Source organism: Fulvivirga imtechensis AK7, from assembly GCF_000331535.1.
In the GTDB taxonomy this organism is placed as follows: Bacteria; Bacteroidota; Bacteroidia; order Cytophagales; family Cyclobacteriaceae; genus Fulvivirga; species Fulvivirga imtechensis.
In genome coordinates, this window is the sequence record NZ_AMZN01000008.1 from 1 (window position 1) to 12,565 (window position 12,565).

The 12,565-nt window shown below is 43.1% G+C and carries 7 protein-coding genes; 2 read left to right on the forward strand and 5 right to left on the reverse strand.

Annotation, left to right across the window (positions count from 1 at the left end; genetic code table 11):
* Positions 1-452 precede the first annotated feature (452 nt).
* Together dinB and C900_RS03255 are read left to right on the forward strand one after the other, a co-directional pair.
* The gene (gene dinB, locus C900_RS03250; protein ID WP_040495449.1) at positions 453-1,667 is read left to right on the forward strand and encodes a DNA polymerase IV; all 1,215 of its coding nucleotides are present in this window, start codon (positions 453-455) and stop codon (positions 1,665-1,667) included.
* 384 nt (positions 1,668-2,051) lie between these two features.
* A complete protein-coding gene (locus C900_RS03255; RefSeq protein WP_009578160.1) occupies positions 2,052-5,060 on the forward strand; it encodes a DNA polymerase III subunit alpha in 3,009 nt (1,002 codons plus the stop codon).
* Positions 5,061-5,315: 255 nt separating this feature from the next.
* On the opposite strand, the gene C900_RS03260 is transcribed toward C900_RS03255, so the two are convergent.
* The 5 genes from C900_RS03260 to priA form a co-directional block, all read right to left on the reverse strand.
* Positions 5,316-5,618, reverse strand: a complete 303-nt coding sequence (locus C900_RS03260; RefSeq protein WP_040495452.1) for a hypothetical protein — start codon at positions 5,616-5,618, stop codon at positions 5,316-5,318.
* Positions 5,619-6,120: 502 nt separating this feature from the next.
* A complete protein-coding gene (locus C900_RS03265) occupies positions 6,121-7,260 on the reverse strand; it encodes an FAD-dependent monooxygenase (protein ID WP_009578162.1) in 1,140 nt (379 codons plus the stop codon).
* Between the two features lie 331 nt (positions 7,261-7,591).
* Positions 7,592-8,239 carry a DUF6048 family protein gene (locus C900_RS03270; protein WP_009578163.1) on the reverse strand — a complete coding sequence of 216 codons (648 nt, stop codon included), beginning with the start codon at positions 8,237-8,239 and terminating at the stop codon, positions 7,592-7,594.
* Positions 8,211-8,861 (reverse strand): hypothetical protein, encoded by a 651-nt coding sequence (locus C900_RS03275; protein WP_157493871.1) that lies wholly within the window; start codon positions 8,859-8,861, stop codon positions 8,211-8,213. Before C900_RS03275 ends, C900_RS03270 begins: the two co-directional genes overlap by 29 nt.
* 970 nt (positions 8,862-9,831) lie before the next feature.
* The gene (priA, locus tag C900_RS03280) at positions 9,832-12,345 is read right to left on the reverse strand and encodes a replication restart helicase PriA (RefSeq protein ID WP_040495456.1); all 2,514 of its coding nucleotides are present in this window, start codon (positions 12,343-12,345) and stop codon (positions 9,832-9,834) included.
* Between the last annotated feature and the right edge of the window lie 220 nt (positions 12,346-12,565).

Here is a 12,565-nt window from a genome sequence, read left to right on the forward strand (position 1 = left end):
AAATCAAAAATTTTTTCTGAAGATCTGGCAGGTCAAAGTTCATAAGTCAGGAAAGCTTTACTAGTCCTTACAGGCTTAGTAAAGCAGGTCTTCCACTTCTTCCGACTTCGGACTTTTCGTGTCTCACAATAGCCCCGGTGTCTGAACGGTTCAAAACCGTCTGACACCTAAAAAATAGCGCTCGCTGAGCTTAAACCTCCGTTGCTGCCAAAACAGCAAATCAAAAATATTTTCTGAAGATCTGGCAGGTCAAAATTCATAGTCAGGAAAGCTTTACTAGTCCTTACAGGCTTAGTAAAGCAGGCTTCCACTTCTTCCGACTTCGGACTTCTGACTTCTCAAATCTATATTCTAAACACAACGGACCAGCAACAATATTTACTAAAAATATTAGTATTAGCTATTAAATTTAGTACACGATAGCTATATTTGTAGTGTGGGTAATCGTAAAAATGGCTGAGCGTTCAATCTTACATATGGACCTGGATACTTTTTTTGTATCATGCGAGCGGCTGACCGACAGACGACTGGAGGGGAAGCCTATTTTAATAGGAGGAGTTAGCGATAGGGGAGTAGTGGCTTCCTGCAGCTATGAAGCCAGGAAGTTTGGCATCCATTCGGCTATGCCTATGAAGCTGGCGCGGCAACTTTGTCCTGAAGCCATTGTGATCAAGGGCAATGCTTCCACTTACTCTAAAAAATCAGAAGAAGTAACCGAAATCATAAGGGAGTGGGTGCCCCTGTTTGAAAAGACCTCCATTGACGAATTCTACATCGATCTTTCGGGGATGGACCGTTTTTTTAATGGCTTTAAGCTGGCTTCGGAGTTGCGCGAAAAGATCATAGATGGTACCGGGTTGCCAATTTCCTTTGGGCTGTCAGAAAATAAGACAGTTTCCAAAGTAGCCACGGGAGAGGCCAAGCCAAACAATAAACTGAAAGTCGACCATGGCTTTGAAAAGATCTTTTTAAGTCCTCTGGCGGTGAATAAGATACCTATGGTAGGGGAAAAGACCTATCAGTCGTTGCGTGATCTTGGGATTCGGAAAATAATGACCATTCAGCAGATGCCGGTAGAGTTGATGGAGAAGGTTTTTGGTAAAAACGGGGTAACTATCTGGGAAAAGGCCAATGGTATCGACCGTTCCCCGGTGGTACCCTATTCAGAGCGAAAATCCATATCCACAGAGCGGACTTTTGACCGCGACACCATAGACGTCATCAAACTGAAAGGTATTCTGCTGGCCATGACAGAGAACCTGGCTTTTCAGCTTCGCAGGGGGCAGAAGCTTACATCATGTGTTACTGTAAAGGTGCGGTATTCTGACTTCAACACCCATACATTACAATCCCGCATTCCTTACACCTCTGCAGACCATATGCTCATTCCTACGGTATTGAACCTTTTTAACAGGCTGTATAACAAGCGTCTTTTGGTACGCCTGATTGGTGTCAGGTTCAGTCACCTGGTGAATGGCGGCTATCAGATCAATCTTTTTGAAGACGCAACGGAAATGATCAACCTGTATCAGGCAATGGACAAAGTGAGGGATAAATATGGCGACAGAACGGTCATGCGGGCAGCCGGCATAGAGGCAAAAACGATAAGCAGGTTTAATCCTTTTAAGGGAGAACCTCCGCCACTTTTACCAAACAGGAGAATGTGAAGGCGGAGCGCGTAGAGCAGAGCACCATGCGCCACGAGCTTAGTTAGTGTCTCTAAGAAAACGTCAATGTCTGCGTTACGCTTGTCCCAAAATGCTCACCCCGACAACTGTAACAACTGTACGGGACTCCGCTTTTTGGGACTTCATTTCTTAAAGCCACTTAGAGTTTTCTAACAAGCGCTAGTTAGCTGAGGTGGTTTTACAGTTTTCGATATGGGGCTATGAGGCTCGAGGAACCTGGTGTAAAGGGAGGGATGTGATATCAGGGTATTGCTACTAGCGCATGTGCGAAGTGTGAATTGGAATACCATATATTTAGGATGAGTCACAATATTTATAAAAATTTAGACGCTCAGCGCTCAGCGCCTGGCACTACGCTCAATAATGTATTTAAACACGCACACATATTACAGCTTTAAGTATGGCGCCATTAGTCCGGAGGAACTGCTGGTGGAGGGACAGAAGTGTGATGTGAAGGTGCTGCCCTTGACGGACATCAACTCTACAGCCGGATGTCTGAATTTCGTGAGGCTTTCGGAAAAGTATAATATACGGCCAGTATTGGGCATTGACTTCAGGAATGGAGTAAAACAGCAGTACGTGGGCCTGGCCAGAAACAATGAAGGGTTTAAAGAACTTAACGATCACCTGTCTGCACACCTTCATAGTAAAGCTGATTTTGCAGATCAGGCTCCGGATTTTGACCATGCATATGTGATCTATCCTTTTGCCAGCTACGGGGGTAAAGCACTAAAAACCAATGAATTTTTGGGTGTAACTCCCGCAGACCTGCTGAAGCTGCGTTTTTCATATTCAAAGTACGATCCTGAAAAATTGGTAATCCTTCAAACTGTTACTTTCAGAGGAAAAAGAGATTTCAATGCCCATCGCTTACTCAGAGCTATAGATAATAATACGTTGCTTAGTAAGCTGCCTAAATCTGAAGAAGGGGAGCAACACCATAGCATGATGTTGGTGGGAGAGCTTAAAGAACGTTATAAAGAATTTCCCAGGGTGATAGAAAATACGTGTATGCTGCTAGATGAATGCAGTATATCATTTGAATTTGGGGAAACGGCTCACCTCAACCTGAGTACATACACAGGCTCCGAAGAATGTGATTATCAGCTTGTAAAAAGGCTCTGTCAACGGGGTTTGAAGTATCGCTATGATAATCCCGGGCCGCAGATTTTCGAGAGGATAGAGAAGGAGTTGGAAATGATCCGTAAAAAGGGTTTTCTGGCTTATTTTCTTATTAATTGCAAAATCATCAACTACGCCCGCAAGAAGGGGTATTTTTATGTCGGCAGGGGTAGCGGAGCCAATAGTATTGTAGCCTACCTGCTGCGGATCACCGATGTAGATCCCGTAGAGCTGGATCTCTACTTTGAACGGTTTATTAACCTGTACCGGAAAAATCCTCCCGATTTCGATATAGATTTTTCGTGGCGCGACCGGGAAGATATTACCCGTTTTATTTTTGAATATTTTAATAAAAGAGTGCCCGGAGGAGTGGCATTACTCGCTACTTACAGCACTTTTCAATACCGGGCTACTGTGCGGGAGCTGGGTAAAGTATTTGGTTTGCCGCCTCATGAGATCAACCGGCTGGCTGATGGCGGTGAGGCTACTGACGACATATCACGTTTAGTGCTAAAATATGGGTCTTTGATCGCTGATCTTCCCAGTCACCTCAGCATTCATGCAGGAGGCATTTTGATTGCTGAAAAGTCGATCCACTATTATACTGCTACCAGCCTGCCACCAAAAGGTTTCCCCGTTACGCACTTCGATATGCTCATTGCAGAGGATATCGGTCTGTATAAGTTTGACATACTGGCACAACGTGGATTAGGTAAGATCAAAGATGCTTTACAAATAATAAAGGACAACCGCCCTGATGCTGATGAGATCGACATTCATGATATCAAACGGTTCAAAGAAGATGAAAGAGTAAAGGAAATACTGAGAGAGGGACAGGCTATAGGTTGTTTTTATGTGGAGTCACCGGCTATGCGGATGCTATTAAAAAAGCTGAGGGTGGATCATTACCTGGCGTTGGTTGCTGCCAGTTCGATTATCCGGCCTGGGGTGGCAAAATCAGGGATGATGCGTGAATATATCCTGAGATTTCGTGATCCTGAGCGGGTAAAAGACGCTCATCCTGTACTGTTGGAGATCATGCCCGATACCTTTGGGGTGATGGTGTACCAGGAAGATGTAATTAAAGTGGCATATCATTTTGCTGGCCTCGACCTGGGAGAAGCGGATGTGTTGCGCAGGGGTATGTCGGGTAAGTTTCGTTCCAGGGAGGAGTTTCAGCAGGTGCGGGAAAAATATTTCGCCAGTTGCAGGGAGTTGGGGCGGCCGGTTGAGTTGGCCGTAGATGTGTGGAGGCAGATAGAAAGCTTTGCCGGTTACGCTTTTGCTAAAGGGCATTCTGCTTCTTATGCTGTGGAAAGTTATCAAAGTTTGTATCTGAAAGCTCATTACCCAATAGAGTTTATGGTAAGCGTGCTGAATAACGGAGGAGGATTTTATCGGAGTGAGCTTTACATCCACGAAGCGCGAATGCATGGAGCGAAAGTGGTACCTCCCTGTGTTAACAAAAGCGAAGCGTATTCCGTCATTGAAGGCGCTAGAATTTATCTTGGGTTCGAACTGATCAAAGACCTGGAGTCGCGGGTGATTGATAATATTTTACAGGTTAGGAAAAAGCGCCCCTTTCTTAACCTGGGTGATTTTCTGAAACGGGTATTCATTTCGTTGGAACAATTGAGTTTGCTAATACGTGCCGGAGGGTTTCGGTTTACGGGAAAATCAAAAAAAGAACTGCTGTGGCAGGCTCATATGATGCTAGGGCAAACCAAAAGGTCGAATCCCGTTTCTTCTTTGTTTGATGCCCCGGTCAAAGAAATCACCCTTCCTAAATTGTATACTTACCAGTTTGAAGATGCTTTTGAAGAAATGGAATTGTTTGGATTTCCGCTTTGTGACCCTTTTCTACTCTTGAAAGAAAAAGTGATACCAGCCATAGAGACATTCCGACCGGCTACTGTTGAAAGGGTTGCTGATCTGAAAAATCACCTCAATGAGGAAGTCGTTATTTACGGTTATTTGGTGGCTATCAAGAATACCAGTACTTCAAAAGGAGACCGAATGTATTTCGGTACTTTTCTGGATCGTGCCGGGCACTTTATTGATACGGTCCATTTCCCTCCGGTAGCTGCCAAGTATCATTTCAGAGGGAAGGGGATCTATAAAATTACAGGTAAAGTGGTAGTGGAATTTGGTTTTTATACCATTGAGGTGACAGCTATGGAAAAGCTACCTTACATCGATGACCCGCGATATACCAATGATGTTGAAAGTCTCGAAATTATCAAAAGTTAACTTGTTTTGAAATACGAGAGCATTTTTGGGGCAAGGCGTAATGCAGACATTGGTATTTTTTACAGACACTATGTAGTGTCTATAAGAAAATTCTTGTCGTTATCGCGCCTGCCCCGGGCTTGCATACCTTTAATCAGTTTTGTTATATCGAACTCACGTTAATGTACGGGCTTATAGCCTGAGGCTAATGTTGGCTACTGCCTATGCCGATTGCCTGCTAAACCCTATCTTGATCCGTGAATCTTCATCCGGGACTTATAGACCTGGCAATATATCTACCTGCTCCTCAGTGGGCTCATTATGTGTTTGACCTGTTTTAAATGCCACTATATGCTTTAAAAAGAATCCCAGAAAACCCAGGAATATAGTGATAAATGCAAGTACAAATAACCGGTTAATTATTAAAATGGCTATCCTTCCTGATGTTCTTTTTGTAGTTTTTGCAATGATGCCAGCTTTTATAAATTGGCTAATGCTAAAAAACAAAACCGTAGCAATGATACCAGCCAAACCCAATGGAGTAGACACATTAGATGCTATCTCAAAAATCATTTCCATATTACCTCCTAACACTTTTCCTATCAATTATCGCCAATGAGCAGCGATTCTCAGGCAATGGATTAATCCGAAAAAACTGCTGTCAGACTAGGGTATGATAAGCATGTTAATGTTGTTCTTTTATTATTAAACAACGAATAGCCGAATAAGGATGCAAGCGCACTGATATTGCGCTCTGGAAATGTGTATTTTTTCCACAGAAAACGTCACTTTCTATTCTTAAGGTTACCTTTTTACATTCTACGGGATTAATAGAATTTACATGGTTAAACATGTAATATTTTGTAGATGAAATTCCTCATTATTGATAAATGCTTTAAAGTCAATGTTTTACAATTAGTTTGTTTAAGGAGAATGAACGAATAAACTAAAAGAGAGTTTGTTTTTTCACACCTATCTCTTACATCAGAGACTCAAAACCTCATTTTAATTAAAGATTTTTGCTTCTGGCATCGAAGTTGTGGCTGTCGCCAAAGGTATTTCCGGTATATTTTCAATGCTTTTAACACGAAAATTTCTCGGGTACCGCATATAATTCCTGCATCTGTTTGATCAGTATCTTTTTAGGAGTCATCCTGATGCCTGCTTTAATCAATGGCTGGAGAAGTGGGTTGTGTGATAACTGACCAAACCGCCATGAATTGTTGACTACCAGGTCTACTTTTTTCCTCCTGTGGTTTTCAAAGCATGCAAAAGCTTTTGCCGGATCAGCTACCTTGGATAAGATATTGCTGATATAGTAGGCATCTTCCACCCCTTGAGCTGCACCTTGCCCCATATTAGGGGTCATGGCATGAGCAGCGTCTCCCAGGAGGCATACATTTCCTGTATGCCATCGGTCCAGTCTTTTAAGATCATACAGATCGTGACGTATTATTTTGTCGGGCGGAGTGCGATTAATAATGGACGATACCGGCTCTGCAAAATCGCTGAAGGTGTCCAGGAGCTTTTCTTTTAATGTTGCGCTGTCGTTATTGCCATGGGGAGCCATGCTTTTTACGGCAAACCAATATACCTCACTGTCTCCAATCACTGAAAAGCCAAAGCGTTTTCTTCTTCCCCAGCTTTCTATACATGAACTTCTAAAGTGGTCGTCAAGCCGGATTTTGGCCACCCCTCGCCAACAGGTTTGCCCGGAGTAGCGGAGCTTTGCATCAGGGAATAGGTGATTTCGTACTATTGAATGTAAACCATCGGCACCAAGCAGTATATCCCCTGTAACTTCCGTGTTTCCGAATGTTACTTTTACCTGATTTCCTGTTTGCTCATGGTTTACATATGCCTTGTTGAGAGATATTTTCTTAGCGGAGAGGTTATGGTAAAGCACCTCTTGCAGTCTGGCGCGGTGAATAGAGGTGATGCTGTAACCACCATCAATAGCCAAATTCACTGCTGGGTTCAGGGGCTTGAGATCTCTACCCGCAATTTGCACCCGGTCCAGTTGTACTCCAGCCTGTTTAACCTCTCTGGCTATGTCCAGCCATTCAAATACTTTCATCGCATTTGGGGCTACCCAGATACCGGCACCTACTGGCTCCATCCGGGGTGCCTTTTCATAAATATGAAAAGGGATGCCCATTTTTTGTAAGGAAAGCGCAGTGGTGAGTCCTGTTATTCCTGCTCCTGCAATGATTACTTTCATGCGCATATCTTTTAGTATAGGTGTAAGATAGGAGTATTGAGACTAAAGTATCTCATTTTACGTTGGTATTACCATTCTTGACCAGCTACTTAGTGTTTCTAAGAAAACATCAATGTTTGCGTTATGCTTGTCCCAAAAATGCTCACATACCCCAGTACGCTCCGCTTTTGGGACTTCACAAGCCCTTGCTCTGCCGAAGCGGCTATGCAAAGGCGAGCTTGACCTTGACGTTTTCTTAAAGCCACTTAGAGTTTTCTTACAGACACTACTTATGACTCTTCTTTCATTTCAGATACTGAAAAATAAAAAAACATTTTGCTTTAAGGTGCCCTTAAAATGAATATTTTAAATATACGTTCAATGCCGGTACTGTTTGATCAAAGGCTCTTCCATAGCCTGGTATCGCATAGGTATCAATGGGTGAAAACTTCTCTTTATTGTTGAGGATGCGCAAACTGATATTTCCACCCAGATACCAATGGCTCTGCTTAAACCTTTTTTCAGTTCCAAATACCACCTCAAACCAGTCTGCCTGTAAGTCTTTTCTGGTATATTTCTCAATGCGACTGGGCCAGATTTTACTGGATATTTGATAACTTCCAGTTTCCTCGAACTGGCTTCGCGCATAGCGCACGCCTATATAAAAAGAATTAGTGGCATCAAATGGTAGCAGGTAATTAACGCCTGCCCGTGCGTACATTCCTTCCGAGGTGTAGGAGCCATTTTCAAAAGCCCCTCCGGGTTCCAGTCGTGCCCAGCCGAGTTGAACGTGAGGTGCAAACCTGTTTTTTAGCTGGAAGGATATGCCCGCCTCTCCTTTGAGTTCGAAATCGGTCGGAATAGTCAATAACTTGCCGTAGTCAATATAAATAGAAAGCCCGGTGTTTGTACTTGCAACAGCATTCTGACTTTGTGCAAAGGCCCTGAGTGCGAAAAATGTGAATATGGTACTAAAAATAAGCAGTAACCTTAGCTTCATTGCTTGAGAAATTTGTAGAATCCTTTTGTGAAATTTTGATAGAATTGAAACTGTACTCAGTAATGTCAAAGTTGTTCGCCAAAATAGTGACAGTACGCTCTTTGACCGCAGTTTCACGAGAATAGGTGGCTTCCAGTGTATAGGTTTCCCCGTTGATGGTGATATAATACCTGCTAATATCAGCGTTGCTATTCAAAGGGAATTTATAGCTGGTGAGGCTATCCTCATAAGTGACTTCACTTTCACCGGCATCTCCGGTAAGCCGGTCTAGCTGTACCTTACCCGATTTTATCACTTTAATATTGTTATTGACAGTTGTTTGTTCTTTGGTAAGAGCAGCTTTTTGATCTTTCAAAGAAGATAAATTTCCGGAATAATCAGTCTCATCGCCATTTGCGATAAGCCCGGTAATGACAGAGACACTGTCATCGATATCCTTTATTGCTGCTTTGATCTCTTTTTGGCGAACGGTTAGCCGGTCCATGCTGTCCTGGTTAATGAACACAACCTTAAAGAAGGGTTCAGCTCCAGACAAATTAAGCTCATTATCATCACAGCTTATGGCAATCAACACAAGACAACCAAAAAAGAACAGTAGTAATGTTCGGGTAGTGTATTTCATAGTGTACAACAAAAATAAAAAACAGTTAGCAGTTCTCGCTTCCCATTTCCTGTTTTTTAATATAAACAGAAAAACAAACCGAGAACTAAGAACTGAGAACCGAGAACTAAGAACTGAGAACTGAGAACTGAGAACTGAGAACTGTGAACTGAGAATAGTGAAGTAGGCAGAAGCAACAGGCAAGTATAAGCTGAAAGCCGGAAGACCGAAGTTAGAAGCAACCGCATGACTACGAGCAGCGAGCAAACAAGCTTTAAGCCTCAAGCTGTAAGCAAGATATATCAAACATCAGTTTTTTACCCACCTCTGTTTCTCCTCCCAGGAGGAGAGTAGTTTGCGTATAAGAAACCATTCACGTTTGCCGACCTATTTAGCTGCAAGCTTTAAGCTTCAAGCTGTAAGCAAAATATCAACCGTCACAACCAGTAAAAGCAACAGGCAAGAAACTGAGAACTAAAAACTGTGAAACTAAAAACTGTGAAACTAAGAACTGTGAACTGAGAACTGAGAACTGAGAACTGAGAACTGAGAACTGAGAACCGAGAACTGTGAACTGAGAACTGAGAATAGTGAAGTAGGCAGAAGCAGCAGGCAAGTATAAGCTGAAAGCCGGAAGACCGAAGTTAGAAGCAACCGCATGACTACGAGCAGCGAGCAAACAAGCTTTAAGCCTCAAGCTGTAAGCAAGATATATCAAACATCAGTTTTTTACCCACCTCTGTTTCTCCTCCCAGGAGGAGAGTAGTTTGCGTATAAGAAACCATTCACGTTTGCCGACCTATTTAGCTGCAAGCTTTAAGCTTCAAGCTGTAAGCAAAATATCAACCGTCACAACCAGTAAAAGCAACAGGCAAGAAACTGAGAACTGAGAACTGTGAACTGAGAACTGAGAACTGTGAACTGAGAACTGAGAACTGTGAACTGAGAACTGAGAACTGAGAACTGTGAACTGTGAACTGTGAACTGCCCATCAATACGGATCCACGTCAAATATTATTTTGGAAGATCGTAGTTCTTTTTCCTGAAGCACCTCCAGCATCGATTCATATAGCAGGCTTTTTACTTTTCCGAGGTTGATCTGAGACCTCTCCAGCTTAACGACCAGTTCCATCAGATACTCATTTCTTATTTTCGAAATGATAGGTTCTTCCGGCCCCAATACACGATTTGTGCCAATTTTTTCCCTGACCAGGTTGCCCATCTTCATAGCGGTTATCTTCGCAGTTTTCGGGTCTTTGTTTTTTATTGTGACACCAATGATCCGGGTAAAGGGAGGGTATAGGTGCGCTTTTCTTTCATTGATCTCAGTTTCATAAAAGTCCTGATAACCATTTGAAATAATCTGATGTAGAATGCGCTGGCTGGTATTACGTGTCTGGATCACCACCTTTCCTTTTTTACCACGCCTGCCCGCCCTGCCGCTGACCTGTGTAGACAGTTGGAATGTTCTTTCGAAGGAGCGGAAGTCCGGAAAGTGAAGCATTCTGTCAATGTCAAATATTCCTACCAGGCTTACATTGTCGAAATCAAGGCCTTTACTCACCATCTGTGTTCCCACTAGTATGTCGATATGCCCCTGTTCAAAATCTTTAATGATGGTATCGTAGCTGTTTTTTCTGCGTGTAGTATCCAGGTCCATCCTTTGCACTTTCGCCTGGGGAAATAGCAGTGCAATTTCTTCTTCCAGCTTTTCAGTTCCGAAGCCAATGGTTTTCAGATGAGTGGAACCACATGCCTCGCAAGTGGTGGGCATAGGCTCTTTGTACCCACAATAGTGGCATCTGAGCTCCGCTCTGTACTGGTGGTAGGTGAGGCTCACCGCACAATTAGTACATTTTGGTATCCATCCGCATTCATGACAGGTGATATATGGCGAATAACCTCTTCTGTTTTGGAATATGATCACCTGCTCTTTGTTATCAAGCGCTTCATTAATAGCCTCTATCAGCAGGGAGGAAAATTCGCCTTTCGATAATTTTTTATTTCGCTCCCGGATCATATCCGCAACCGCAAATTCAGGAAGTACTGCCATGCCGTAGCGACTCGTAAGCTTCACTAACCCGTATTTTCCCTGCCGCGCCTGGTATTGCGACTCCATGGAAGGGGTGGCGGACCCCAGCAGCACTTTAGCGTGATGATGAGCTGCTATTACAATCGCAACATCGCGCGCACTATATCGGGGCGCGGGATCATATTGTTTGTAGGACGATTCGTGTTCTTCATCTACAATGATCAACCCCAGGTTGTCAAAAGGCAGGAAAATTGATGACCGCACACCCACCACAAATTGATATTTGCCGTTTAGTACTCCTTTCCACACCTCTACCCGTTCATTATCGGAAAACCTGGAGTGATAAACACCCATTTGATCTCCAAACACCTTTCTTAGTCGGGTTACTATCTGTGTAGTTAATGCAATTTCCGGAAGGAGGTATAGCACCTGACTGCCTCCTTCGAGCGCGTCCTGGATCAGGCTGATGTATATTTCAGTTTTGCCACTGCCTGTGATGCCATGCAGTAACGTGGTGTCTTTCGTTTTAAAACTTTCCAGGATGTTGGCTTTGGCTTTTTCCTGCTCAGCGGTGAGCGTAATATCGGTGAGTTGCTGATCGTATGATCCAAATCTTGAAATGATTATTTCAAACTCTTCGAACACACCATTTTTAACTAAGGTTTTTAAAGAGGATTCAGAGAGACCGCCATTACCGAACGTGTTTTTAGCCAGGCCCTGCCTGTTTAATTCGGGCTGATTGAATACAGGCACATGCTGGAGATAATGGAGAAGTATGGCCTCTTGTTTGGGTTTTGATGCCAGTAGATCGAAAAGGGCCTCTAACTGATGGTCGATTAGAAGATGAGGGGCAATCCTTACCCTGGTTTCCTTTTTCGGCTTATACTTTTCTTTGACCTCCTCAAAAATGATAACCGCTTCTTTATATACCAGCGACTTTATGATCGTATAGATCGTTTTTTGATGGAGGAGTTTGCTGATCTCGCTATAGGAAAGGCTATCATTTTTTAGCAGTGTTTCCAGTAAAAGGGTCTCCTTATCGCTGAATTCGAGGCTCGATCCATAATAGTCGAAGTGCGGATGTAGCTGTATCCTTGATTCGCTGCTAAGCTTAAGGCCGGAGGGCAGTGCAATATTGAGCACCTCACCCAGTGTACACATGTAGTAGTCAGCCATCCATTGAAAGAGGGTGATCTGCAGCTTGTGGATTACCGGCTCTTCATCCAGAAGCTCAAGGATGGTTTTAGCTTCATATTTTTCCGGTGGTATTTCATGTATTCTTCCGATTACCCCTGTCAGAATTTTTCTTGAACCAAACTGTACGATCACACGGCACCCTACCTGTACAATTTCATTGAGTTCATAGGGCACCCGGTAGGTAAACATTTTTGGGATAGGCACAGGCAACATCACATCCACAAAATAAGTTTTGCGAGCGGTTGCGGACGTGGTATTTAATTCGAGCTGGCTCATGCAGTACTTTAACTTCGACTTCTCTCTGGTTCTATTCCTGCTAATGTAAGTGTTAATTGGGAATTCTGCTTGGTTGCTGTTGTGTACGTCTCGATCCGTTGGCTGCTGTTTGAGGAGAGTAATTATTGAAAGAATAATTTTCTTTTAGGTATTTTTTAATCTGTAAATGAAATTATTTTATTTTTAAAGTTATATTTGAAACTCATTTTTAACTTTATAT